We start from the raw sequence: 25,387 nt of genomic DNA on the forward strand, positions 1-25,387 counted from the left end.
GTACCGGTAAACGTTGAGATTGTAGCGGATTAGCCGGGCAGTTCGTAACGTGGAATTCCCGCCCCCGCCTTCGGGGTCGCGCCCTCGCGCACCGCGCAAAGACGCTGGACGAACGCCTCGCGCGGCGCGGCGACGAAACCGTCCTCGTATGCGACCACCCGCAGGTGCCCGCGCACGGCGTCCAGCAACTCGCCCGGGGCGAGCAGGAACGCGGGGTTGGACGGCTTTCCGACCGTTTCGTTTCCTTGCGCGAAGGTTTCGTAGACCAGCACACCGCCCGGCGCCACGGCATCGAGTAGATGGGGCCAGAGCGGGCGATGCAGATAGTTCGTGACGATCACGGCCGCGAACCGCTCGTCGGCCGGCAGCGGCCATGGCGCGCCTTCGAGATCGGCCGCGCGGGCGTCGACGCCGGGAATCGCGCGCAACGCGGCCAGTGCGACCGGATCGCGGTCGAGCGCGACGACCGGATGGCCGCGCGACGCGAACCAGCGTGCATGGCGGCCGCCGCCGGCGGCAACGTCGAGCACCGCACCGCCGGCCGGCACGAGCCGCGCCCATTGCGCGACCCAGCGCGACGGCCCGGCCGGGCCGACGTGGCTGCCTGCGGCGGCGATGACGGATTCGCTCATGCGCCGGATCAGTTGTACGACAGGCCCATCGCGTCGCGCACGTCGCGCATCGTTTCCGTCGCGTACTTGCGCGCCTTGTCGCAACCGTCCGCGACGATCGCGCGCAGCAGCGACGGATCGTCCATGTACTTCTGCGCGCGCTCGAGCATCGGCTGCTGTTCGCGCAGGATGCCCTCGACGACCGGCTGCTTGCAGTCGAGACAGCCGATGCCCGCCGAGCGGCAGCCCTTCTGCACCCACTCGTGCGTCGCTTCGTCCGTGTAGACCTGGTGAAGCTGCCACACCGGGCACTTGTCGGGATCGCCCGGATCGGTGCGGCGCACGCGCGCGGGATCGGTCGGCATCGTGCGGACCTTCTTCGTGATCGTCTCGGCGTCTTCGCGCAGGCCGATCGTGTTGCCGTACGACTTCGACATCTTCTGCCCGTCGAGGCCCGGCATCCGCGACGCCTCGGTCAGCAGCGCCTGCGGCTCGACCAGGATGATCTTGCGCGCGCCTTCGAGATAGCCGAACAGGCGCTCGCGGTCGCTCATCGACAGGCTTTGCGATTCCTGCAGCATCGCGCGCGCCTGTTCGAGCGCCTCGTCGTCGCCTTCCTGCTGATACGCGTTGCGCAGCTCGTGATAGAGCTTCGCGCGCTTGCCGCCGAGCTTCTTCGCGGCTTCGAGCGCCTTCTCCTCGAAACCGGGCTCGCGGCCGTACAGGTAGTTGAAGCGGCGCGCGATCTCGCGCGTCATCTCGACGTGCGGCACCTGATCCTCGCCGACCGGCACGAGCGAGCCGCGATACAGCAGGATGTCGGCGGCCATCAGCACCGGGTAGCCGAGGAAGCCGTAGGTGGACAGGTCCTTGTCCTTCAGCTTCTCCATCTGCTCCTTGTAGGTCGGCACGCGTTCGAGCCAGCCAAGCGGCGTGCTCATGCCGAGCAGCAGCGCGAGTTCCGCGTGCTCGGGCACCTTGCTCTGGATGAACAGCGTCGCCTGCGCCGGATCGATGCCGGACGCGAGCCAGTCGATCAGCACGTCCCATACGTTCTTCTCGATGACCTCGGGCGTCTCGTAGTGCGTCGTCAGCGCATGCCAGTCGACGACGCAGAAGAAGCACGGGTACTCGGACTGCAGCTTCACCCAGTTTTTCAGCACGCCGTGGTAATGACCGAGGTGCAGCGATCCGGTGGGTCGCATGCCGGAGAAAATACGTTCTGGGAACATGATTGTCGTTAGAAAAGCGAGGCGAAGGGAGACAGGATGGCGCTCAGCACGGCATAGCCGACATTGACGAGCGGACGCAGCCAGAAGTTCGTCAGCACGCCCGTCGTGACGAGCACGAGGACGATGATGAAACCGTACGGCTCGATGCGCGACAGCGCGATCGATTGCCTGGTCGGCAGCAGCGCCGCCAGGATGCGGCCGCCGTCGAGCGGCGGCAGCGGAAAGAGGTTCAGCACGCCGAGCACGAGGTTTGCGCTGACGCCGGCCAACGCCATGCGCGTGAAGAACGGCTCGTCGACGCCGACGGCCGGCAGCACGAGGGTCAGCACGCCCCAGACGAGCGCCTGCACGAAGTTGCAGGCCGGGCCCGCGAGGGCGACCCACAGGCTGCCCCAGCGCGGATTGCGCAGGTTACCGAACGACACCGGCACCGGCTTCGCATAGCCGAACAGGAACGCGCCGCCGGTGAGGAAGTACATCGCGAGCGGAATGGCGATCGTGCCGAGCGGATCGATGTGACGCATCGGATTGAACGACACGCGCCCCATCGCATAGGCGGTATTGTCGCCGAGCAGACGCGCGGCATAGCCATGCGCGGCCTCGTGCAGCGTGATCGCGAAGATCACGGGTAGCGCGTAGACGGCGATGGTCTGTATCAGGGAAGCATCCATATCGCGTTATTGTAACAAGCGCACTCGCGCAAAAATGGCACGGCGCGTCATGCGGCCGAGAGCCCGAAGGGTTCGAGGGAGCCGCGCCCCGCGCGGATGAGTTCGGGCGCATCGCCGGTCAGGTCGATCACCGTCGACGGCTCGCGCGGGCACGCGCCGCCGTCGATCACGAGGTCGACCTGTTTCTCGAGCCGCGTGCGGATTTCCTCGGGATCGTTCAGCGGTTCGTCGTCCGGCGGCAGGATCAGCGTCGTGCCGAGCAGCGGCTGGCCGAGCGACTCCAGCAGCGCGAGCGTGATCGCGTGATCGGGCACGCGCAGCCCGATCGTCTTGCGCGACGGGTGCGACAGCCGGCGCGGCACTTCCTTCGTCGCCTGCAGGATGAACACGTACGGGCCCGGCGTCACCGACTTGATCTGCCGGTACTGGCGGTTGTCGACCATCGCGAAATTGGCGAGCTCCGACAGGTCGCGCACGAGCAGCGACAGATGCTGCTTTTCGTCGAGGCCGCGAATCCGGCGCACGCGCTCGACCGCGTCCTTGTCGTCGAGATGGCACGCGAGCGCATAGCTCGAATCGGTTGGCATCGCGATCACGCCGCCCTTGCTGACGATCTCCACCGCCTGCTTGATCAGGCGCGGCTGCGGATTATCCGGATGAATCCTGAAGAACTGGGACATGGGGACACGTAAAGAGGGAGAAGTCGGATGCGCGCAACGGCGGCGACACGGGCGGCCCGAAGCCGCCCGGCGTCAGAGCCAGCGCTCCCAGACCGGCGTCAGGTCGGGCGGCAGCGGCGGCAGGCTGCCGAGCTCGATGCGGCCCTCGCCCGGCGCATGGAAATCCGAGCCGCGCGATACTTCGAAGCCGAAGCGGCGCGCGACGTCCGCGTATTCGCGGTACTGGTCGGGCGTGTGGCTGCCGGTGATGACCTCGATCGCGCGGCCGCCGAGATCGATGAACTCGCCGAAGAACGCGTCGAATTCGACCGGCGTATAGCGATAGCGGCCCGGATGCGCGACCACCGCTTCGCCGCCTGCCGCGCGGATCCAGCCGACCGCGTCGGACAGCGACGCCCAGCGATGCGGGACGAAGCCGGGCTTGCCGTCGCCCAGCAGGCGGTCGAACACGTCGGACGTCGACTCGGCATGGCCGTTTTCGACGAGAAAGCGGGCGAAGTGCGTGCGCGAGATCAGGTCGGGATTGGACACGTATCTCAGCGCGCCTTCGTAGGCGCCGGGAATGCCGAGCGTCGCGAGCTGCTCCGCGATCGCCAGCGCGCGCGCCGCGCGGCCGTGGCGCGTGCGGTACAGGCCATCGACCAGCGCCGGATGGGTGGGATCGATGTTCAGACCGACGATGTGCACGGTGCGCGACGCCCACGTGACCGAAATCTCGACGCCGCTCAGGTAGCGCATGCCGAGTGCTTCCGCCTCGCTGCGCGCCGCCGCCTGGCCGCCGATCTCGTCGTGGTCGGTCAGCGCCCACAGGGTCACGCCGCCCGCATGCGCGCGGCGCGCGACGTCGGCAGGCGGCAGCAACCCGTCGGAAACATTGGAATGGCAGTGGAGATCGGCGTTCATTATCAGCATCGCAGGTAAGGCCTCATTCTACTGCAACGCCGCAATTGCGCCGCCCGCGTGCCCTGCCGCCGGCGCCACGCGCCTACGCGCAGAACGCCTCGATCAGCGCCGCGATCTGCTCGGGCTGGTCGTGATGCACCATGTGGCCGGCATCCTCGACGAGCTTCTCGCGCCAGTCGGGGAACGCATTGAAGCGCGCCTTGAATTCGGGCAGCGGGATGTCGCCGGCAAGGTGCGCGAGCGTCGGCGAATTGACGGCCTCGACGTGCAGCACCTTCGCACGCACCTGCTTCCAGATCGCCATGACTTCGTCGAGCCGGTACAGCAGCGGGCCCGGCATCTTGTGCGCCGGGTCCGCCAGCAGATGGTAGAGGCCGTCGTCGCCGCGTTTCGACCAGTGGGCGGCCAGAAACGCGGCGCGGCGCGGGTCGAGCCTCGGATTGGTCTTGATCAGGCGCGCCGCCACGTCGTCGAGCGAGGCGTACGGCCGCAGCGCGGGCGGCTCGCGCAGTTCGTCGAGCCACCCGCGCAGCCGGCGCGGCGCCTGGTCGGCTCGCGCCGGCGCGAGCCCGAAACCTTCGAGGTCAACGACGCGCCGCACGCGTTCCGGCCGCGCGCCGGCATACAGGCACACGACGTTCGCGCCCATGCTGTGTCCGACCAGGTTGATCTCGCCGGTCGGTGCGTAGCGGTCGACGAGCGCATCGAGGTCGCCCAGGTATTCGTGGAACCAGTAGTGACCGCCGCCCTGCCTCGCGACCGGCCAGTCGGACAGCCCGAAGCCGCGCGCGTCGGGCGCGATCACCTGCCAGTCGCCCGCGAGCGCATCGACGACGAACTGGAACGACGCCGCGACGTCCATCCAGCCGTGCAGCATGAACAGCGTCGGCGCGTCGGGCCGGCCCCAGCGCCGCACATGCAGCCGGACGCCGCGCACCGTGACGAAATCGGAAACAGAACTCGAGGCACTCATCGCAGCCGCCAAAAAAAGAATGGTCGTTCGATTATAGCGGCGACGCTCCGGTTCCGGCGGCCGGCAATCGAGGTGCCGCTCTAGCGGCGAGGTCGTTCGAGGGCCGGGCGGCAGACACCATCGGCGAGACACGCGAGCCGGCCCACGACCACCCGGACACGGCCGAACGCGATCCGGCTAATGCGCGGTGCGCCCGTCCGCCGCGTCCTGCGCGGCCAGTTCGTCGAGTTCGGCCTGCTCGAAGCCGGCATCGCGCCGCGCATCGAAATTGAACGGGCCACGCAGCCGCGGCGCGTGGTACTGCTCGGCGAGCTGCCGATAGGTCGGCACGGGGTCGCGCCCGGCTGCGTCGCACAGATGGCGGAACCAGCGGTTGCCGATCGCGACATGGCCGATTTCGTCGCGCAGGATCACGTCGAGGATCGCGGCCGACGCATCGTCGCCCGCCTGCACGAGCCGCGCGCGGATCGGCGGCGACGCGTCGAGCCCGCGGGCCTCGAGCGTGCGCGGCACGAGCGCCATGCGCGCCAGCACGTCGCCCTTGGTCCGCTCGCACATCTCCCACAGCCCGTTGTGCGCGGGAAAATCGCCGTATGCATGCCCGAATGCCGCGAGACGATCGGACAGCAGCGTGAAGTGATAGGCCTCCTCGGCCGCGACCTTCAGCCAGTCCGCGTAGAACGCGTCGGGCATGCCCGCGAATCGCCAGACCGCGTCGAGCGCCAGGTTGATCGCATTGAACTCGATATGGGCGAGCGCGTGCAGCAGCACGGCGCGCCCTTCGGGCGATCGCATGCTGCGCCGCTGCAACTCGCGCGGCTCGACGAGCGGCGGCCGCGCCGGGCGCCCGGGCAGATCGGCCGGTTCGCGCAGTTGAAGCGACGGCACGATCGCGGCCTGCCCGGCCCGCAGCGCATCGTGCAGCGCGCGTACCTGCGCGGCTTTCGCCGCCGGCTCGGCAGCTCGCAGCGCATCGAGCGCCACGCTGCGCACGCAGGCGGGCGCCGTGCCGAAAGAAGAAGACGCGATGCTCATAAACGGGGACACCTTGCGTACGCGGCGTGGGAGCACAGGCACGCGACGGTTTACAATATGCGTTTGTTCCGCGGCGCCAGGCGCCGGGCAAACCGGACGCGCCATTCTACCGGCGCCCGTCATCGAAGATCACCAAGGAGACTCCGTGACGATCTACAAGCTGGGCGATACGGCCCCGACGATCCACGAAAGCGTATTCGTCGCCGATACGGCGGCCATCATCGGCAAGGTCGTGCTCGAGGAAAACGCGAGCGTATGGTTCGGCGCGACGATTCGCGGCGACAACGAGACGATTGCGGTCGGCGCCGGCAGCAACGTCCAGGAAGGCGCGGTTTTGCATACCGACCCGGGCTTTCCGCTGACGATCGCCGAGAACGTGACGATCGGGCACCAGGCGATGCTGCATGGCTGCACGATCGGCGAAGGTTCGCTGATCGGGATTCAGGCGGTGGTCTTGAATGGCGCGGTCATCGGCCGCAACTGTCTGGTTGGTGCCGGCGCCGTCGTGACGGAAGGCAAGACGTTCCCGGACAACTCGCTGATTCTCGGCGCACCGGCGAAAGTCGTGCGCGAGCTGTCGGCCGAAGACATCGCGCGGCTGCGCGCAAACGCGAAGACGTATGTCGAGCGGCGCGCGCATTTCAAGGAGCAACTCGTGCGGATCGGGTGATTCGCACGGATTTCAAGGAAGAAGAGTGAGCGACCAGTTACAGAAATTCATGTTCAATGCGGCGCCCGTGCGCGGCGAGATCGTTTCGCTGCGCAACACGTGGCAGGAGGTGCTCGCCCGCCGCGACTACCCTGCCCCCGTGCGCACGGTGCTCGGCGAGATGATGGCCGCGTGCGCGCTGCTGTCGGCGAACCTGAAATTTCACGGCACCCTGATCATGCAGATCTTCGGCGACGGGCCGGTCCAGATGCTGGTCGTCCAGTGCGGGTCCGATCTGTCGATGCGTGCGACCGCGAAGTTCTCGGGTGACGCCGCGCAGACGATCGGCGACGACACGCGCTTCGCATCGCTCGTCAACGCGAGCGGCCACGGCCGCTGCGTGATCACGCTCGACCCGGCCGACAAGCTGCCGGGTCAGCAGCCGTATCAGGGCATCGTGCCGCTGAACGGCGTCGACGGCCCGCTGGAATCGGTGTCGCAGGTGCTCGAGCAGTACATGCGCCACTCGGAACAGCTCGACACGCGGCTGTGGCTCGCCGCCGATCGCGACCGCGCGGTCGGCATGCTGCTGCAGAAGCTGCCGGGCGACGGCGGCATCGTGCCGCGCAACGCCGAAACCGATATCGACACGTGGGAACGCGTGTGCACGCTCGGCGGCACGCTGTCCGCGAAGGAACTGCTCGAGGTCGAACCGGAAGTGGTGTTCCGGCGGCTGTTCTGGCAGGAAAACGTCCAGCACTTCGAACCGGCCAGCACGCGCTTCCAGTGCTCGTGTTCGCGCGAGAAGGTCGGTGCGATGCTGCGCATGCTCGGTCGTGAAGAAGTCGACAGCGTGATCGTCGAGCGCGGCCACGTCGAGATCCACTGCGAATTCTGCAACCAGCGCTATGAATTCGATCCGGTCGACGTCGCGCAACTGTTCGCGGCGCCCGGTGTCGAAACCGGTATCGCGCCCGCGACCGACCAGCGTCACTGAGCCGCGCGTGGGCCGAGCGCCCGTGCCCGCCACCGGCGTGGCACGGGCGCATAATGACGCACGAGCGCCGCATGCGCGGCTCAGGCGCCGGAGGTTCGGCCTTCGGCACAAGCCGCTTTCCACGGTCGGCGCACCGCAGGAGAAACACATGAATCGCCGCCCCTTTTGCGCCATCCGCACCATCGTCCTGACGAGCATGGCCGCCGGCACGCTCGCGCTTGCCGGCTGCGCGATGCCGCCGCCGACTTCCACGATCCTGAGCCGCCTGCCCGAACCGGGCGCGTCGGGTGGTCAGCCGCCCGTGTTGTCGAGCGCCGAACGCAAGCGCTACGACGAGATCGATCAGCAAGTCCTGCGCGAGCAGAACAGCGCGATGGCGGCGGAAGCGGCCGCGCGCGCGTGGGCTTATTACTCGCCGCCGCCCGTGACGGTCTACGGCGGATATTACGGCGGCGGATGGGGCAATCGCTGGGGCTCGGGCATCGGCTACGGCTACCCGGGCTGGTGGTGGTGAGCAGGCATCGCCCGATCGATTGACGACTGGCAGGAAATAAAAAAGCGCGGTATTTCCCGCGCTTTTTCAATGGGTTCGAGGTATCGCGCTCAGTGATGCGCGGCCTTGCCCTTGTCGCCGCCATGATGCCGCGACGGCTTCGCGATCGACTGCGGATTCGGCACGACCCGCACGGGCGCCGCCGAGACGGTACCGCGCGTCGACGTATTCGCCGGCGTGTTGTTCGTCGGCCCCGCAGGCGCGTTCGGCGATACGAACTGCACGAATACTTCGCCGTCCTTGACCATGCCCATCTCGTAGCGCGCACGCTCCTCGATCGCCGCGGTGCCGCTCTGCAGATCCTGCACTTCGCCGGCGGTGCGCTCGTTGCGCAGCTTCTCGTCCGCGTTCTTCCGGAGCTGGTCGTCGAGCTGCTGACGCAATTCATGCACCCGCAGCCAGCCGCCGTGTCCCCACCATAGGGGGTACTGAATGAGCGCCAGCAAGGCAATCAGGACGACAGTGACAAGCCGCATGTAAGAGACGCAGATATAAGAAGCGCCGCTCCGCGCACAGGCACAGAGCGGCGTCGAGATGACGAACCCGATAGTAGCGCGTTAGCGCAGGTTATAGAAAGCCGATTTACCCGGGTAGCTCGCGATGTCGCCGAGGTCTTCCTCGATGCGCAGCAGCTGGTTGTACTTCGAGATACGGTCGCTGCGCGACAGCGAACCCGTCTTGATCTGGCCGGCATTCAGGCCGACCGCGATGTCCGCGATGGTCGAATCTTCGGTTTCGCCCGAGCGGTGCGAGATCACGGCCGTGTAGCCCGCGCGCTTCGCCATTTCGATCGCCGCGAACGTTTCGGTCAGCGTACCAATCTGGTTGATCTTGATCAGGATCGAGTTCGCGATGCCCTTCTCGATGCCTTCCTTCAGGATGCGCGTGTTCGTGACGAAGAGATCGTCGCCAACGAGCTGCACCTTCTTGCCGAGGCGGTCGGTCAGCAGCTTCCAGCCGTCCCAGTCGCTTTCGTGCATGCCGTCCTCGATCGACACGATCGGGAACTTGTCGGCGAGCGTCGCGAGGTAGTCGGTGAATTCGGCCGACGACAGTTGCAGGCCTTCGCCCGCGAGCTGGTACTTGCCGTCGTGGTAGAACTCGGATGCCGCGCAGTCGAGCGCGAGCAGCACGTCTTCGCCCGCACGGTAGCCGGCCTTCTCGATCGCCTGCAGGATCGTCGACAGGCACTCGTCGTTGCTGCCGAAGTTCGGCGCGAAACCGCCTTCGTCGCCGACCGCCGTGCTCATGCCGCGGTCGCTGAGGATCTTCTTCAGCGCGTGGAACACTTCGGCGCCGCAACGCAGCGCTTCACGGAACGTCGGCTGGCTGACCGGGACGATCATGAATTCCTGGATGTCCAGGCTGTTGTTCGCGTGCGCGCCGCCGTTGACGATGTTCATCATCGGCACCGGCAGCTGCATCGCGCCCGAGCCGCCGAAGTAGCGGTACAGCGGCAGGCCGGCCTCTTCGGCGGCGGCCTTCGCGACGGCCATCGACACGGCCAGCATCGCGTTCGCGCCGAGGCGCGACTTGTTGTCGGTGCCGTCCAGCTCGAGCAGCGTTTTGTCGAGGAACGCCTGTTCCGACGCGTCGAGGCCCATGATGGCTTCGGAGATTTCGGTGTTGATGTGCTCGACCGCCTTCAGCACGCCCTTGCCGTTGTAGCGGCCGGCTTCGCCGTCGCGCAGCTCGATCGCTTCACGCGAGCCGGTGGACGCGCCCGACGGCACCGCCGCGCGGCCCATCGTGCCCGATTCGAGCAGCACGTCGCATTCGACGGTGGGGTTGCCGCGCGAATCCAGAATCTCGCGGCCGATGATATCTACGATTGCACTCATGGGTTTCCTCTGAGAATGACGATGGATTCTTCAAACTGCGACGGCGTGCGTGCCGGAACCGCTTTCGCTACAGACGCGCGAAGCCGTCGCAAGGTTCATTCGATCTTTAATTGAAATCGTTTTCCAGGAACGGATTGCGCTTCACCGCCTGGTCGAGCGTGACGAGGGTCTCCAGCAGCGCGCTCATCCGGTTCAGCGGCACCGCGTTCGGGCCGTCCGATTTCGCCTCGGCCGGATTCGGGTGCGTTTCCATGAAGAGGCCCGCGACGCCCGTCGCGACCGCCGCACGGGCGAGCACCGGCACGAATTCGCGCTGGCCGCCCGAGCTCGTGCCCTGCCCGCCCGGCAACTGCACCGAGTGGGTCGCATCGAACACGACCGGCGCGTTCGTCTCGCGCATGATCGCGAGCGAACGCATGTCCGACACGAGGTTGTTGTAGCCGAACGAGACGCCGCGCTCGCACGCCATGAAGCGGTCTTCCGACAGCCCGGCTTCACGCGCCGCGTCGCGCGCCTTGTCGATCACGTTCTTCATGTCGTGCGGCGCGAGGAACTGGCCCTTCTTGATGTTCACGGGCTTGCCCGAGCGCGCGCACGCATGGATGAAATCGGTCTGGCGGCACAGGAACGCCGGCGTCTGCAGCACGTCGACGACCGACGCGACCTGCTCGATCTCGTCGATCGAATGCACGTCGGTCAGCACCGGCAGGCCGAGCTGGCGCTTCACCTCGCCGAGGATCCGCAGCCCCTCGTCCATTCCGAGACCGCGAAACGACTTGCCCGAGCTGCGGTTCGCCTTGTCGTAGGACGACTTGTAGATGAACGGAACGTTCAGCTTCTCGCAGATTTCCTTCAGGCGGCCGGCCGTGTCGATCGTCATTTGCTCCGATTCGACGACGCAGGTACCCGCGATCAGGAAGAACGGCTGGTCGAGACCGACCTCGAAATCGCACAGCTTCATGCTTGCACTCCGCGCGCTTGCTTGTTGGCGAGCGCGGCTTCGACGAACGACTTGAACAGCGGATGACCGTCACGCGGCGTGGACGTGAATTCCGGGTGGAACTGGACGCCGACGAACCACGGGTGCATCGAACGCGGCAGCTCCATCATCTCCGGCAGATCCTCGCTCGGGGTACGGGCGCTGATGATAAGGCCGCCGGCTTCGAGCTGGGGCACGAAGCGGTTATTGACTTCATAACGGTGGCGATGGCGCTCGTTCACGTCCTTGCCGTAGATTTCCTCGGCCATCGTGCCCGGCTTGATCGGGCAGCGCTGCGAACCCAGACGCATCGTGCCGCCGAGGTCGGATTCCTCGGTGCGCGTCTCGACCTTGCCTTCGCGGTCGTACCATTCGGTGATCAGCGCGACCACGCGCTCCGGCGTGTCCGGATCGAATTCCGTGCTGTTCGCCTGCTTCAGGCCGACGACGTCGCGCGCGAATTCGATCACCGCGAGCTGCATGCCGAGACAGATGCCGAGATACGGCACCTTCGACTCGCGCGCGTAGCGAACCGCGGCGATCTTGCCTTCCGTGCCGCGACGGCCGAAACCGCCCGGCACCAGCACGGCGTCGAGATGCTTGAGGCTGTCGACGCCGTTCGTCTCGAGCTCTTCCGAGTCGATGTATTCGATGTTGACCTTGGTCGACGTGTGGATCGACGCATGGCGCAGCGCCTCGATCAGCGACTTGTACGACTCGGTCAGGTCGACGTACTTGCCGACCATGCCGATCGTCACTTCGTGCTGCGGGTTTTCGAGCTTCTCGACGAGCGTCGACCACATGCTCAGGTCGGCGTCCTTCGGCGACAGCTTCAGCTCCTCGCAGATGATCCGGTCGAGGCCCTGGTCGTGCAGCATCTGCGGAATCTTGTAGATGCTGTCGGCGTCCCACACGGAGATCACGGCGTCTTCCGGCACGTTCGAGAACATCGAGATCTTCTTCGATTCGTCGTCGGGAATGCGGCGATCCGCGCGGCACAGCAGCACGTGCGGCAGGATGCCGATCTCGCGCAGCTTCTGCACGCTGTGCTGGGTCGGCTTCGTCTTCAGCTCGCCGGCCGTCGCGACGTACGGCACGAGCGTCAGGTGCACGAAGCACGCGCTGTTGCGGCCGAGGCGCAGGCTCATCTGGCGTGCGGCCTCGAGGAACGGCAGCGACTCGATGTCGCCGACCGTGCCGCCGATCTCGACGATCGCGACGTCCGGCTCGCCGCAGGTGGCCGATGCCGCCCCGCGCTCGATGAACGCCTGGATTTCGTTCGTGATGTGCGGAATGACCTGCACGGTCTTGCCGAGATAGTCGCCGCGGCGCTCCTTGCGGATCACCGATTCGTAGATCTGGCCGGTCGTGAAGTTGTTGGCCTTGCGCATCTTCGTGCTGATGAAGCGCTCATAGTGGCCGAGGTCGAGGTCGGTCTCCGCTCCGTCTTCCGTCACGAACACTTCGCCGTGCTGGAACGGGCTCATCGTGCCGGGGTCGACGTTGATGTAGGGATCGAGCTTGAGGAGGGTGACTTTCAGACCGCGCGATTCGAGGATCGCGGCGAGAGAGGCGGCGGCAATACCCTTGCCGAGGGAAGAAACTACGCCGCCGGTGACGAAAACATATTTGGTCATCGCTGGATGCTCGCGGGAAAAACGGATTATACCGTAAAGCCCGCCCTTTTCTCAGCAATTGACGCGATGATCGCGCCCTTTCGTACCGCCCCGCGCGGCGGTGCGCGCCGGCGCGAACCGGCCGGCCGGTCGGCGCCACGCGCATGCGCCGGCGGGCGCTCGGCGCACCGGACGAAACGTCAGGCGCGCCTCGCGAGCGGCGCGCCGGCCTGCGAAATGCCGCCCGAAATGCCGCCCTCTTCCGCCTTCAGCGAATTCAGCATCCGCTGCAATGCGCGGGCGGTCTCGATCGGCCGCTCCATCGGGAACAGATGACTGCCTTCCAGCCATTCGATGCGCCCGCGCGTCGCACGGCGCGTCGCATCGAGCCCGACCTGCCGCACCTCGCGCGAGCGCGTGCCGGCGAGAAAGCCGAGCGGCACCGGCGCGCCGTGCGCGAGCCGCGGGCCGAGCGTGTGCGGCAGCGTCCGGTAGATCAGGTATTCGACCTGCCGGTCGAACGCGAGCGCGCGTGCGCCGTCGGGGCCGGCCTGCGGGATGCCGTAGTCGATATAGTCGGCGAGCATCCGTTCGTCCCAGCGCGCGAACGCGGGCTTCTCGCGGAAGTGCCGCCAGACTTCGTCGCGGCTCATCCAGCGCGTGCGCCGGTTGCGCGTCGCCGCGGCCGGCGACAGCCGCTCGTCGAGCCCCGCCCACTGGCTCGCGCGCAACGCGCCGGCACGCCAGCCCGCGATGATCGGCGAATCGATCATCACGACGCCGCGCACCCACTGCGGCTTCTTCAGCGCGGCCATCAGCGACAGGTAGCCGCCGAGCGAATGGCCGACGAGCCAGACCGGGCGCTCGTAGCGGCTGCCGATATCGTCGAGCAGTTGTTCGACGAGATGCGGCCAGTCGCGCGTCACCGGGTAGCGGCGGTCGTGGCCGATCCGTTCGATGTAGCGCAGCTCGTAGTCGTCGGCGAGTTCGGCGAAGATCGTCCGGTACGTCGACGCCGGGAAGCCGTTCGCGTGCGAGAAGTGGAGGATGTCCTTCAAATGCCGGTGTCTCCTTTGTCGACGAGAGTTAGCGCTTTAGCGCCTACTCTCGTCCCATGCTTCGCGGTGGAGGAGAGTGAGTGCTTTAGCCCTTGCTCCCGCCCCATGCTTCGCGGTCGACGGGAGGGGGTGCGTCGGCGCTTATGCCATTCCCATGCGTCATATTTCTGTCGGAACCGGGCCTCGGCACGGCACGCCGGCACCGGGCCGCCCGTCCCGATACGCCGGCCGTCGCCACGCTTACCGGTCCATCCAGTACCGGCGCCGTTCGTCGCGATAGCGCGCGAATGCGAACCCGCCGCCGGCCGGCGCGACGTCGAACCGCACGGCGCCGTCGCGATCGGTGCGCGGCAGCGGAATCCCGCGCGCCTCGTAGCGGGCGAGCACGGTCCGATGCGGATGCCCGAAACGATTGCGATAGCCTACAGGAAATACCGCGACGCGCGGCCCGACCGAATCGAGGAAAGGCTCGACCGACGACGTGCGGCTGCCGTGATGCGGAACGACCAGGATCTGCGCGGGCAGCGCATCGCGCGCATCGGCCACCAGCCGGCGCTCGGCGGCCGCCTCGATGTCGCCCGTCAACAGGGCCGACGTGCCGCCCGCGTCGATGCGCAGCACGCACGATTGCCCGTTCGACGAACCCGTGCCCACCCCGTCCGGCGGCCACAGCATCGTAAAGACGACGCCGTCCCAGGTCCAGCGCTGCCCGGCCGCGCACGGCAGCCGATCGGCCACGCCGGCCGCCTGCGCCTCGCGCCACAGCCGGTGCCGCGGCGCAATGCCGGCCAGCAGCTGGCGCACGTCGGTCGCCGCATAGACGGCCGAAGCACCGCCTGCATGATCGGCATCCGCATGACTGAGCACGAGCGAATCGATCGCCGCGATGCCGCGCGCCCGCAACGCCGGCGCGACGATCCGCGTACCGGCATGCGTCGATTCCGCGCCGGGCCCCGCATCGAACAGCAAGATCCGCCGCGCGGTCTCGACCAGTACCGCCGCGCCCTGCCCGACGTCGAGCACGGTCAGCCGGAAGCCGCCCGCCGGCGGCGCGTCGGGCGCCGGCGCGACGAGCGGCAGCCACGTGAGCGGCGCCGCCCAGCGCAACGGCCAGCCGCGCGGCATCAGCGCCCAGGCGACGCCCACGCATGCCAGCGCCAGTACCGGCCACTCGGGCATGCGCAGCCAGAGCACGCCGGCCGGCCAGTCGGCCAAGTGCCCGAGCAGCGTCATCATCGGTGCGAGCGCCGCATGGGCCAGCATGAACGCACCGGCATCGAACGGCGCCGGCAACGCGATGCCGGCCAGCACGACGGGCGTGACGACCGAGCTGACCCACGGAATCGCGAACGCATTGCCGAACGGGCCCGACAGGGAAACCTGCGCGAACCATGCGGCGGTGAGCGGCGCGAGACCGATCGTCACCGCGTACTGCACGCGCGTGGCCTCGGCGATGCGGCGCCGGCAGCGCGTCGCCCACCCGCGCAATCGCCTCCGCAAGCCGGCCGTGCGGCTTTCCGCGCCCGTTTCGTCGTTCTCGTCGATCCCGTCGTTCTCATCGAGTTCGCGCACCGCGCGCCAGCCGGCGACGGCCTGCAGGATCACGGCGACCGCGCCGAACGACAGCCAGAATCCGGCCGACAGCACGGCCCACGGATCGGCGAGCAGCACGCCGCCGAGCGCCGCGCACAGCACCGCGGAGGTCGGCACACTGCGGCCGGCCAGATACGCGACGCCGCCGCCCGCGATCATCCACCACGCGCGCTGTGCCGGCACGTTGAAGCCGGCGAGCGCGGCGTAGCCCGCAGCAGCGACCAGCGCGGCAAGCGCGGCCGCGTACGGCGCCGGCAACACGAGCGTCGCGGCCCGCGCGCGCCAGCGCATGCGGCGCCAGACCATCGACACGAGCCAGCCGGCGATCGCGCCGACCAGCCCGACATGGAGACCCGAAATCGCGACCAGGTGGCTCGTGCCGGTGTTGCGCAGCACGCGCCAGTCGTCGTCACCGATGCCCGACTGGTCGCCGATCGCCAGCGCGGCGACGATGCCGCGGTGCGCCGCATCGGTGCCGAGCACCTCGCCGATGCGTGCCCGCAGCGCGTCGCGCACCCGGTCGATCGATGCACGCCATCCCGCCGCGCGCGCATCGAGCAATACGGCCCGACGCGGCGCACTGACATAGCCGATCGCGCGAATGCCCGCCGCGAGCCACGCCGCCTCGCTGTCGCGCACGCCGGGATTGGCCTCGGCATGCGGACGCTTGAGACGCACGACGAAACGCCAGCGCTGGGCCGCCCGCAAATCGGGAAGCGCATCGCGTGTCGCGGGTGCGCCGTATGCGCGCCACGACAAGCGGATCAATGGCGGAAAACGGGCGAGCCCCGCATCGTTCGATTCGACCGCGAACAGCAGCCGCGCCCCCGTCTCGTCGACGACCGGCAATCCGCGGATCACACCCGTGACGACGATGTCGCGCCCTTCCCACTCCGGCGGGAGGCCGTCGTCGAGCCGCCACTCGGCCCGCGCGGCCGCATAGCCGAACCCCGCGACGCAGGCCGCGAACACACACAGCATCCAGCCGCATGCCACGACCGCACGCGTGCGCCGTCGACGCATGCACCACGCGCCCAGCGCCGCGCAGCCCGCGAGCACGGCTGCTCCGACCGTCCATGCGATCGCCCCCGGCAACGCCGCCTGCCGCTGCAGCACGACGACGCCGAGCGCGAACGCGATCCACCACACGCGCATTCCGCCTCCTCGTCGACCCGGCGCCAGCCCTGCCCGGGCGGCGCCTTCCGGCAACGATTATGCGGACGAAAGTGCGAGTCGCGGCAGCGCGGCGAGCGCGTTAGCCGAAGTGCATACAGCCAGTTCGCCAGTATCGAGCCCGCGCAATTCGGCGAGCACGCCGCCGATGCGCGGCACCTGGTCGGGTGTGTTGCGGGATTTGTATGCCCATTCGGGCGCGATGTCGGGCGCGTCGGTTTCGACGACGAGCGCGTCGAGCGGCAACTCGGTGGCGAGCCGGCGGATCTGCCGCGCGCGCGTGAAGGTCACGTTGCCGCCGAAGCCGAGATGCAGGCCTTGCGCCAGATACGCTTCGGCCTGCTGGAAACTGCCGTTGAACGCATGCGCGATGCCGCGCCGCACGCCGAAACGGCGCAGCCCGGCCAGCACGCGGTCCTGCGACTTGCGCACGTGACACAGCACCGGCAAGTCGAATTCCCGCGCGAGCCTGAGCTGGCCCTGGTAGAAGAACTGTTGGCGCTCTTCATCGAGCCCCGGCACGAAATAGTCGAGCCCGATTTCGCCGATCGCGACGAAACGCGGATCGTCGAGACTCGCCTCGATCTCCATGCGCAGCCGGTCGAGATCGGCGTCGCGCGCCTGCGGCGTATACATCGGATGGATGCCGAGCGCATACGCCGCGCCGGGCGTGCGCTGCGCGAGTTCGCGCACCGTCGTGAAGTTGTCGCGCCCGATGCTCGGGATCACGATGCGCGACACGCCGGCCGCGCGCGCGGCGTGCGCGACCGCGTCGCGGTCGGCGTCGAATTCGGCGGCATCGAGATGGCAATGCGTGTCGATCCACATGGCAGCGGTCCTGCACCGTTGTATCGTGCCGGGGCGAACCCGGCACGGCCAATGGCGTGGCTTTTTTACACCGGCAGCGCCGGCTCCTCGTGCAACACGCCGTCGCGCAGCCGCATGATGCGGTCGCAGCGCGCGGCGAGATCGGGGTCGTGCGTGACGATCACGAAACTCGTTTCGAGCGTCTCGGACAGTTCGAGCATCAGGTTGAACACAGTGTCGGCCGTCGTGCCGTCGAGGTTGCCGGTCGGCTCGTCGGCGAGCACGCACGCGGGCTTCGTGACCAGCGCACGCGCGATCGCGACGCGCTGCCGTTCGCCGCCCGACAATTCGCCCGGCCGGTGCTTCGCACGCGGGCCGAGACCGACGCGTTCGAGCATCGCCTGTGCCTGCCCGCGTGCGTCCTCGGTCGTCATCCGGCGGATGCGCAGCGGCATCGCGACGTTGTCGAGCGCCGTGAACTCGGGCAGCAGATGATGGAACTGGTAGACGAAGCCGAGCGCGCGGTTGCGCAGCTCGTTGCGCTCGCGCTCGGCGAGCTGCGTAAACGGCTTGCCGAGCAGCGACACTTCGCCGGCGCTCGGCTCGTCGAGCCCGCCCAGCACGTGCAGCAGCGTGCTCTTGCCGGAGCCCGACGCCCCGACGACCGCGAGCTTCTCGCCGCGCCGCACCGTCAACTCGGTGTTGTTGAGCACCTGCACGTTGAAGCCGCCCTGCACGAACGCCTTCGTGATCCCGCGCGCCTGAAGCACGTATTCCTGCATACCTGCCGAATCCTGTCCGTTGTGTTGTTGTCGTGAATCCGCGAATGCGGCCGCGCGGTCATTCATAGCGGAGCGCCTCCGCCGGCTTCACCTTCGCGCCGCGCCAGCTTGGATAAAGCGTCGCGACGGCCGACAGCGCGAACGCGATCAGCCCGATCCGGATCACGTCGCTCGCGACGAGTTCGGACGGCAGCTCGCTGATGAAGTACACCGACGGCGGCAGGAACTGCACGCCGAACAGGTGCTCGATCATCGGAATCAGCCACGGGATGCTCCACGCGATCAGGCAGCCGAGCGCGACGCCGGACGCGGTGCCGACGAAGCCGATCGTCACGCCCTGCACGACGAAGATCTTCATGATCGACCCCGGCTGCGCGCCGAGCGTGCGCAGGATCGCGATGTCCGCCTGCTTGTTGGTCACCGTCATCACGAGCGACGACACGAGGTTGAACGCGGCCACCGCGATGATCAGCGTGAGGATGATGAACATCATCCGCTTCTCGATCTGCACGGCCGAGAACCAGGTCTTGTTCTGCTGGGTCCAGTCGCGGATGTACAGGCTGCCCGACAGCGTATGCGACAGCTCGAGCGCGACCTGCGGCGCCTTCTGCATGTCGGTGAGCCGCAGCCGCACGCCGGTCGGCGCGCTCATCCGGAACAGCGCCTCGGCGTCGCGGATATTGATCATCGCGAGCGTGCTGTCGTATTCGTAGTGGCCGGACTCGAACACGCCGACGACCGTGAACTGCTTCAGGCGCGGCATCATGCCGGCCGGCGTGATCGAGCCTTCGGGCGCGACCAGCGTGATCTTGTCGCCGACCGTCACGCCGAGGTTGCCGGCGAGCGCGTCGCCGAGCACGATGCCGAACTGGCCGGGCACGAGCGCGGCCAGCCGCCCCGCCTTCATGTCCTTGCCGATGTCCGACACCTGCGGCTCGAGCGACGGCTCGACGCCGCGCAGCATCACCCCGCTCACCGCATCCTGGCGCGTGAGCAGCGCCTGCGCGTCGACGTACGGCGCCGCGCCGATCACCGACGGATTGCGGCGCGCTTCCTGCGCGGTCAGTTGCCAGTCGGGCATCGAACCCGTCGGCGAGAACACCTCGACGTGCGCGAGCACCGACAGCATGCGGTCGCGCACTTCCTTCTGGAAGCCGTTCATCACCGACAGCACGACGATCAGCGCCGCGACGCCGAGCGCGATCCCGAGCATCGACACGAGCGCGATGAAGGAAATGAAGCCGTTGCCGGTCGTGCGTTTGCCGGCGCGCGTGTAGCGCCAGCCGATCTGCCATTCGTACGGAAGTTTCAAGCGAATCCTTTCTGCTGGTTACGGCGGACAGGCGAACCGCGGCCGGACCGCCGCCGGGTCGTGGCCGGTAGCGGCCGGCCCCCGGCACGGTCGAAAAACGGCCACCGGACGCGAACGGGCCGTCAGCCGGCCCGATCACGCGCGCAGTTTGCCATACAATGCGCACCATCATGCACGACCGACGCCTCCATTTTCTCGTTCCGTTCGCGCTGCCGTCGGCGGCCGATGCGGCCTCGTCCCTGCACACGCTGGACAGCCCCGCGCTTCAAAAGTTGCTCGCCCGCGCAAGCCTCGTCGAGCGCGTGGCCGGCGAGGACTTCCAGCGCACGCTGCCGCACGAGCGCTGGCTGGCAAGCCGGTTCGGCGCCACGCAGGGCAACGCCGCGGACGAGGCGCCGCTCGCGCCCTACATGCTGCTGGCCGACGGCGGCGACCCCGGCACGCACGCGTGGGCATGCGTCGAGCCCGTGCACGTCGAAATCGCGCACGATCACCTGGTGCTCGTCGATCCGGCCGCCCTCGCGCTCGACGACGGCGACGCGGCCGCGCTGCTCGCGGTCGCGCGGCCGCTGATCGAGGAGCTCGGCGTGCGGCTCGAAGCGCCGAACCCGGCGCGCTGGTACCTGTCGAGCGACCAGCTCGCGCGCCTCGCCGGCGCCGCGCCGCTGCGCGCCAGCGGCCGCAACATCGAGATCTGGCTGCCGCACGAGGCCCATACGGGCGAGCGCTCGCGGATGTGGATGAAACTGCAGAACGAAGTGCAGATGGCGTGGTTCCAGCATCCGGTCAACGAAGCCCGCGAGGCGCGCGGCCTGCCGGCCGTCAATTCGATCTGGTTCCATGCGCAGGGCACGCTGAAGCCGGTCGGCAAGCCGTTCGCGCGCGTGCTGTCCGCATCGCCCGCCGCGCTCGGCCTCGCGCGCGCCGCGCACACCGAAGCCGGCCGCCCGCCCGCGACGTTCGGCGCGCTGCCCGCCGCCGACGGCGCGACGCTCGTCGATCTGCCGGCGCTGACCACCCCGTTCATCGAGCAGGACTGGGCGCGCTGGCACGACGGCCTCGCCGCGCTCGAGCGCGACTGGTTCGCGCCGGCGCTCGCCGCGCTGCACAACGGCGAGCTGGCGAGCGTCGATTTCACGCTGTGCGGCGACACGAGCTCCGTGACGCTGCACGCGACGCGCGGCGACCTGCGCAAGTTCTGGCGCCGCCGCGCGCTCGCCTCCCTGTTCGAATGACCAGCCACCCCGTATGACCCGGATCGTTACCCGCCCCGTCGCGCCCGCCGACGCCGAAGTGCTCGCGCGCCACGGCCTGCACCCCGTCCTCGCGCGCCTGTACGCGTCGCGCGGCGTGCAGTCGCCCGCCGACATCGAGACCGCGCTCGCGCGCCTCGTTCCGCCCACCGAGCTGAAAGGCTGCGCCGAGGCGGCAACGCTGCTCGCCGACGCGATTGCCGACAAGCGGCGCCTGCTCGTCGTCGCCGACTACGACTGCGACGGCGCGACTGCCTGCGCGGTCGCGGTGCGCGGCCTGCGGATGTTCGGCGCGCAGATCGACTACCTGGTGCCGAACCGCTTCGAATACGGCTACGGCCTCACGCCGGAGATCGTCGAACTCGCGGCCGCGCGCAAGCCCGACCTGCTGATCACCGTCGACAACGGGATCGCGAGCGTCGCCGGCGTCGAAGCCGCGAACGCGCGCGGCATCGACGTGCTCGTGACCGACCACCACCTGCCCGGCGACGCGCTGCCCGCCGCGCGCGCGATCGTCAACCCGAACCAGCCCGGCTGCGCGTTCCCGAGCAAGCACCTCGCCGGCGTCGGCGTGATGTTCTACGTGCTGCTCGCGCTGCGCGCCGAGCTGCGCCGCCGCGGCGCGTTCGCGAGCAAGGAAGCCGAGCCGCGTCTCGACGGCCTGCTCGACCTCGTCGCGCTCGGCACCGTCGCCGACGTCGTGCGGCTCGACGGCAACAACCGCGTGCTCGTGGCGCAGGGCCTGCAGCGCATCCGCAACGGCCGCATGCAGCCGGGCGTCGCCGCGCTGTTCCGCGCCGCCGCGCGCGAAGCGCGCACCGCGTCGGGCTTCGATCTCGGCTTCGGCCTCGGTCCGCGCCTGAACGCGGCCGGCCGGCTGTCCGACATGTCGCTCGGCATCGAGTGCCTGATCACCGACGACATCGGCCGCGCGTGGGATCTCGCGCAACAGCTCGACGTGATGAACCGCGAACGTCGCGAGATCGAGGCCGGCATGCAGCAGCAGGCGCTCGCCGATCTCGCCGACGTCGATCCGGCCGACGCGTGCACGATCACGCTGTTCAATCCCGCGTGGCACCAGGGCGTGATCGGCATCGTCGCCGGCCGGCTCAAGGAGAAATTCCACCGTCCGTCGTTCACGTTCGCGCACGCCGACGACGAAGGCCGGCGCGTCAAGGGTTCCGGCCGGTCGATCGCGGGCTTCCACCTGCGCGACGCGCTCGATCTCGTGTCGAAGCGCGAACCGGACCTGATCGTCGCGTTCGGCGGCCATGCGATGGCGGCCGGCCTCACGCTCGACACCGAAAACGTGCCGCGCTTCGCGGCCGCGTTCGAGGCCGTCGCGCGCGAATGGCTGTCCGACGACGCGCTGGCCCGCGTGATCGAGACCGACGGCGAGCTCGAGGATGCGTACTTCACGCCGCAGTTCGTCGGCCTGCTGGACGAAGCCGTGTGGGGGCAAGGGTTTCCGGCCCCGCTTTTCTCGGGCGAATTCGACGTCGTGTCGCAGTCGCTCGTGAAGGAAAAGCACCTGAAGCTGCAGCTCGCGCGCGGCCGCCAGCGCTTCAACGCGATCTGGTTCAACCACACCGAGCCGCTACCGGCGCGCGCGCTGGTCGCGTACCGGCTCGTCGCCGATACGTGGAACGGCGTCACGCGCGTGCAGCTGATCGTCGAACACGCGGCCGGCTGAGCCGGCGACCGTCCCGCGACGCGCCGCCGCACGCATGCGCGCCGCGTTGGACGGGCCCTCCACGCATGCGCGAGCACCGTTTGCGTCACCGGGCAAGCTTGCCGATCGGCTATAATTCCGCTTTTTTACGAAGCCGGAACAGCGAACGATCATGGAAGCGGAACGTCTCAACGCGATCGAAAGCTCCCTGCTCGACCTGCGCAATCGCGCGGGCGAGCTTCGGGGGTATCTTTGACTACGACGCCAAAGCCGCGCGTCTGACCGAAGTCAACAAGGCACTCGAAGACCCGAACGTCTGGAACGATTCGAAGAACGCCCAGGCGCTCGGCCGCGAGAAGAAACTGCTCGAAGGCGTCGTCATGACGCTCACCGCGCTCGATAGCGACCTGCGCGACGCGCTCGACCTGTTCGAGCTGGCACGCGAGGAAGGCGACGAGGACACGCTTCTCGCGTCGGAAGAAGACGCCGCGAAGCTCGAGGCGCGCGTCGGCGACATCGAGTTCCGCCGGATGTTCTCGAACCCGGCCGATCCGAACAACTGCTTCATCGACATCCAGGCCGGCGCCGGCGGCACCGAGGCGTGCGACTGGGCGTCGATGCTGCTGCGCCAGTACCTGCGCTACTGCGAACGCAAGGGCTTCAAGGCCGAAGTGCTCGAAGAGTCCGACGGCGACGTCGCCGGCATCAAGAACGCGACGGTCAAGGTCACGGGCGAATACGCGTACGGCTTCCTGCGCACCGAAACGGGCATCCACCGCCTCGTGCGCAAGTCGCCGTTCGACTCGTCGGGCGGCCGCCATACGTCGTTCTCGTCGGTGTTCGTCTATCCGGAAATCGACGACTCGATCGAAGTCGAGATCAACCCGGCCGACCTGCGCATCGACACGTACCGCGCATCGGGCGCGGGCGGCCAGCACATCAACAAGACCGACTCCGCGGTGCGGATCACGCACATGCCGACCGGCATCGTCGTGCAGTGCCAGAACGACCGCTCGCAGCACCGCAACCGCGCGGAAGCGATGGCGATGCTGAAGTCGCGCCTGTACGAAGTCGAAATGCGCAAGCGCCAGGCCGAGCAGGACAAGCTCGAATCGAGCAAGACCGATGTGGGCTGGGGCCACCAGATCCGCTCGTACGTGCTCGACCAGAGCCGCGTGAAGGACCTGCGTACGAACGTCGAAATGAGCAACACGCGTGCGGTGCTCGACGGCGACCTCGACGACTTCATCAGCGCGAGCCTCAAACAGGGCGTGTAAGCGCCGCGGCGCGGCCTGCCCCGCGCCGCCCTTTCCGTTTGCGTTGCCGCACCCCACTCCGAATTCCGACCATCATGACCGAACCGACCCAAACGCAGCCCGCCGTCACGGCGGACGAAAACCAGATCATCGCCGAGCGCCGCGAGAAGCTGCGCGCGTTGCGCGAGCAAGGCGTCGCCTATCCGAACGACTTCCGGCCCGAGCACCACGCAGCCGACCTGCAGGCGAAATTCGCCGATTCGGACAAGGCCGCGCTCGAAGCGAACCCGGTCGAGGTGTCGGTGGCCGGCCGCATGATGCTCAAGCGCGTGATGGGCAAGGCGAGCTTCGCGACGGTGCAGGACGGCTCGGGCCAGATCCAGTTCTTCGTGACGCCGAACGACGTCGGCGCCGACACCTACGACGCGTTCAAGAAGTGGGACCTCGGCGACATCGTCGCCGCGCGCGGCGTGCTGTTCCGCACCAACAAGGGCGAGCTGTCGGTCCAGTGCAAGGAGCTGCGCCTGCTGTCGAAGGCGCTGCGTCCGCTGCCGGACAAGTTCCACGGCCTGTCCGACCAGGAAATGCGCTACCGCCAGCGCTACGTCGACCTGATCGTCACGCCGGAAACGCGCGACACGTTCCGCGCCCGCACGAAGACGATCGCGTCGATCCGCAAGTTCATGGACAACGCCGACTTCATGGAAGTCGAGACGCCGATGCTGCACCCGATCCCGGGCGGCGCGGCCGCGAAGCCGTTCGTCACGCATCACAATGCGCTCGACATGCAGATGTTCCTGCGCATCGCGCCGGAGCTGTACCTGAAGCGCCTGATCGTCGGCGGCTTCGAGCGCGTGTTCGAGATCAACCGCAATTTCCGGAATGAAGGCGTGTCGCCGCGGCACAACCCGGAATTCACGATGATGGAGTTCTACGCCGCGTACACCGACTACCGCTGGCTGATGGACTTCACCGAGCAACTGATCCGCCAGGCGGCGATCGACGCGCTCGGCACCGCGACGATCCAGTATCAGGGCCGCGAACTCGACCTCGCGAAGCCGTTCCATCGCCTGACGATCACGCAGGCGATCCAGAAGTACGCACCGGACTACACCGACGGCCAGTTGTCGGACGACGCGTTCCTGCGCACCGAGCTGAAGCGCTTCGGCGTCGACGTGTCGCAGCCGGCGTTCCTGAACGCGGGCATCGGCGCGCTGCAGCTCGCGCTCTTCGAGGAAACGGCCGAAGCGCAGCTGTGGGAACCGACGTTCATCATCGACTACCCGGTCGAGGTGTCGCCGCTCGCACGCGCATCGGATACGGTGCCGGGCATCACCGAGCGTTTCGAGCTGTTCATGACCGGCCGCGAGATCGCGAACGGCTTCTCGGAGCTGAACGATCCGGAAGACCAGGCCGCGCGCTTCAAGAAGCAGGTCGAGCAGAAGGATGCAGGCGACGAGGAAGCGATGTTCTTCGACGCCGACTACATCCGCGCGCTCGAATACGGGATGCCGCCGACCGGCGGCTGCGGGATCGGCATCGACCGTCTCGTGATGCTGCTGACCGACAGCCCGACGATCCGCGACGTGCTGCTGTTCCCGCATCTGCGCCGCGAGGACTGACAGCCGCAACCGCGTGTGCGCCGCGCCCCGTGGCGCGCACGCGTCGCCTTTGTAACGACGCGTAAATCCCGCCAGCCGGCGTCCGCCGGCCTTCGATCCTCCCCCGTTTTATTCCCTCG

23 protein-coding genes are annotated in these 25,387 nt (G+C 68.1%); 7 read left to right on the forward strand and 16 right to left on the reverse strand.

Annotation, left to right across the window (positions count from 1 at the left end):
• Positions 1-29: 29 nt before the first annotated feature.
• From QZM15_RS13995 to QZM15_RS14025, 7 genes are all read right to left on the reverse strand, one after another.
• Positions 30-632: a bifunctional 2-polyprenyl-6-hydroxyphenol methylase/3-demethylubiquinol 3-O-methyltransferase UbiG gene (locus tag QZM15_RS13995; RefSeq protein WP_302106586.1), complete on the reverse strand. Its 603-nt coding sequence runs from the start codon at positions 630-632 to the stop codon at positions 30-32.
• 8 nt (positions 633-640) lie between these two features.
• Positions 641-1,843: a tryptophan--tRNA ligase gene (locus QZM15_RS14000; RefSeq protein WP_006487046.1), complete on the reverse strand. Its 1,203-nt coding sequence runs from the start codon at positions 1,841-1,843 to the stop codon at positions 641-643.
• 8 nt (positions 1,844-1,851) lie between these two features.
• The gene (locus tag QZM15_RS14005) at positions 1,852-2,514 is read right to left on the reverse strand and encodes a site-2 protease family protein (protein ID WP_059583358.1); all 663 of its coding nucleotides are present in this window, start codon (positions 2,512-2,514) and stop codon (positions 1,852-1,854) included.
• A 47-nt stretch (positions 2,515-2,561) separates the two neighbouring features.
• Positions 2,562-3,194 carry an L-threonylcarbamoyladenylate synthase gene (locus QZM15_RS14010; protein ID WP_059583357.1) on the reverse strand — a complete coding sequence of 211 codons (633 nt, stop codon included), beginning with the start codon at positions 3,192-3,194 and terminating at the stop codon, positions 2,562-2,564.
• A gap of 72 nt (positions 3,195-3,266) precedes the next feature.
• Positions 3,267-4,097: a 3',5'-nucleoside bisphosphate phosphatase gene (locus tag QZM15_RS14015; protein WP_302106587.1), complete on the reverse strand. Its 831-nt coding sequence runs from the start codon at positions 4,095-4,097 to the stop codon at positions 3,267-3,269.
• An 82-nt stretch (positions 4,098-4,179) separates the two neighbouring features.
• Entirely contained in the window at positions 4,180-5,070 is an 891-nt protein-coding gene (locus QZM15_RS14020; protein WP_059583355.1) for an alpha/beta fold hydrolase, read from the reverse strand.
• A gap of 177 nt (positions 5,071-5,247) precedes the next feature.
• The gene (locus QZM15_RS14025) at positions 5,248-6,105 is read right to left on the reverse strand and encodes a ferritin-like domain-containing protein (RefSeq protein ID WP_302106588.1); all 858 of its coding nucleotides are present in this window, start codon (positions 6,103-6,105) and stop codon (positions 5,248-5,250) included.
• Between the two features lie 145 nt (positions 6,106-6,250).
• On the opposite strand from QZM15_RS14025, the gene QZM15_RS14030 reads away from it, so the two are divergent.
• The 3 genes from QZM15_RS14030 (at position 6,251) to QZM15_RS14040 (ending at position 8,265) form a co-directional block, all read left to right on the forward strand.
• Complete coding sequence (locus QZM15_RS14030) at positions 6,251-6,775, forward strand: gamma carbonic anhydrase family protein (protein ID WP_034183575.1); 525 nt, start codon at positions 6,251-6,253, stop codon at positions 6,773-6,775.
• Positions 6,776-6,800: 25 nt separating this feature from the next.
• Positions 6,801-7,751 carry an Hsp33 family molecular chaperone HslO gene (hslO, locus tag QZM15_RS14035; protein ID WP_226225024.1) on the forward strand — a complete coding sequence of 317 codons (951 nt, stop codon included), beginning with the start codon at positions 6,801-6,803 and terminating at the stop codon, positions 7,749-7,751.
• Positions 7,752-7,899: 148 nt separating this feature from the next.
• Positions 7,900-8,265 (forward strand): hypothetical protein, encoded by a 366-nt coding sequence (locus tag QZM15_RS14040; RefSeq protein WP_302106589.1) that lies wholly within the window; start codon positions 7,900-7,902, stop codon positions 8,263-8,265.
• A gap of 89 nt (positions 8,266-8,354) precedes the next feature.
• On the opposite strand, the gene ftsB is transcribed toward QZM15_RS14040, so the two are convergent.
• The 9 genes from ftsB to QZM15_RS14085 form a co-directional block, all read right to left on the reverse strand.
• Positions 8,355-8,780, reverse strand: a complete 426-nt coding sequence (gene ftsB / locus QZM15_RS14045) for a cell division protein FtsB (RefSeq protein ID WP_059583348.1) — start codon at positions 8,778-8,780, stop codon at positions 8,355-8,357.
• 81 nt (positions 8,781-8,861) lie between these two features.
• Positions 8,862-10,145, reverse strand: a complete 1,284-nt coding sequence (gene eno, locus QZM15_RS14050) for a phosphopyruvate hydratase (RefSeq protein ID WP_006478406.1) — start codon at positions 10,143-10,145, stop codon at positions 8,862-8,864.
• 106 nt (positions 10,146-10,251) lie between these two features.
• Positions 10,252-11,106, reverse strand: a complete 855-nt coding sequence (gene kdsA, locus QZM15_RS14055; RefSeq protein ID WP_059583346.1) for a 3-deoxy-8-phosphooctulonate synthase — start codon at positions 11,104-11,106, stop codon at positions 10,252-10,254.
• Complete coding sequence (locus QZM15_RS14060) at positions 11,103-12,761, reverse strand: CTP synthase (RefSeq protein WP_034207739.1); 1,659 nt, start codon at positions 12,759-12,761, stop codon at positions 11,103-11,105. The genes kdsA and QZM15_RS14060 overlap by 4 nt, the downstream gene beginning before the upstream one ends.
• A 179-nt stretch (positions 12,762-12,940) precedes the next feature.
• The gene (locus QZM15_RS14065; RefSeq protein WP_099316556.1) at positions 12,941-13,798 is read right to left on the reverse strand and encodes an alpha/beta fold hydrolase; all 858 of its coding nucleotides are present in this window, start codon (positions 13,796-13,798) and stop codon (positions 12,941-12,943) included.
• 240 nt (positions 13,799-14,038) lie between these two features.
• The gene (locus QZM15_RS14070; protein WP_302106590.1) at positions 14,039-16,546 is read right to left on the reverse strand and encodes a DNA internalization-related competence protein ComEC/Rec2; all 2,508 of its coding nucleotides are present in this window, start codon (positions 16,544-16,546) and stop codon (positions 14,039-14,041) included.
• A 57-nt stretch (positions 16,547-16,603) separates the two neighbouring features.
• Entirely contained in the window at positions 16,604-17,392 is a 789-nt protein-coding gene (locus QZM15_RS14075; RefSeq protein WP_302106591.1) for a TatD family hydrolase, read from the reverse strand.
• Between the two features lie 65 nt (positions 17,393-17,457).
• A complete protein-coding gene (gene lolD, locus QZM15_RS14080; protein ID WP_179231727.1) occupies positions 17,458-18,219 on the reverse strand; it encodes a lipoprotein-releasing ABC transporter ATP-binding protein LolD in 762 nt (253 codons plus the stop codon).
• Positions 18,212-19,465, reverse strand: coding sequence for a lipoprotein-releasing ABC transporter permease subunit (locus QZM15_RS14085; RefSeq protein WP_059583334.1), 1,254 nt, complete (start codon positions 19,463-19,465; stop codon positions 18,212-18,214). The genes lolD and QZM15_RS14085 overlap by 8 nt, the downstream gene beginning before the upstream one ends.
• A 158-nt stretch (positions 19,466-19,623) precedes the next feature.
• Between QZM15_RS14085 and QZM15_RS14090 the strand changes: the two genes are divergently transcribed.
• From QZM15_RS14090 to lysS, 4 genes are all read left to right on the forward strand, one after another.
• A complete protein-coding gene (locus QZM15_RS14090; RefSeq protein WP_226225018.1) occupies positions 19,624-20,700 on the forward strand; it encodes a regulator in 1,077 nt (358 codons plus the stop codon).
• Between the two features lie 13 nt (positions 20,701-20,713).
• Positions 20,714-22,411 carry a single-stranded-DNA-specific exonuclease RecJ gene (gene recJ / locus QZM15_RS14095; protein WP_302106592.1) on the forward strand — a complete coding sequence of 566 codons (1,698 nt, stop codon included), beginning with the start codon at positions 20,714-20,716 and terminating at the stop codon, positions 22,409-22,411.
• A gap of 151 nt (positions 22,412-22,562) precedes the next feature.
• A protein-coding gene (gene prfB / locus QZM15_RS14100) for a peptide chain release factor 2 (RefSeq protein ID WP_099316561.1) occupies positions 22,563-23,667 on the forward strand; the annotation gives its coding sequence in 2 pieces (ribosomal slippage) (positions 22,563-22,643 and positions 22,645-23,667; 1,104 coding nt in all).
• 74 nt (positions 23,668-23,741) lie between these two features.
• Positions 23,742-25,268, forward strand: a complete 1,527-nt coding sequence (gene lysS, locus QZM15_RS14105; protein WP_006478395.1) for a lysine--tRNA ligase — start codon at positions 23,742-23,744, stop codon at positions 25,266-25,268.
• Positions 25,269-25,387: the final 119 nt, after the last annotated feature.

This window comes from Burkholderia sp. AU44665 (assembly GCF_030504405.1).
Taxonomy (GTDB): Bacteria; Pseudomonadota; Gammaproteobacteria; order Burkholderiales; family Burkholderiaceae; genus Burkholderia; species Burkholderia semiarida.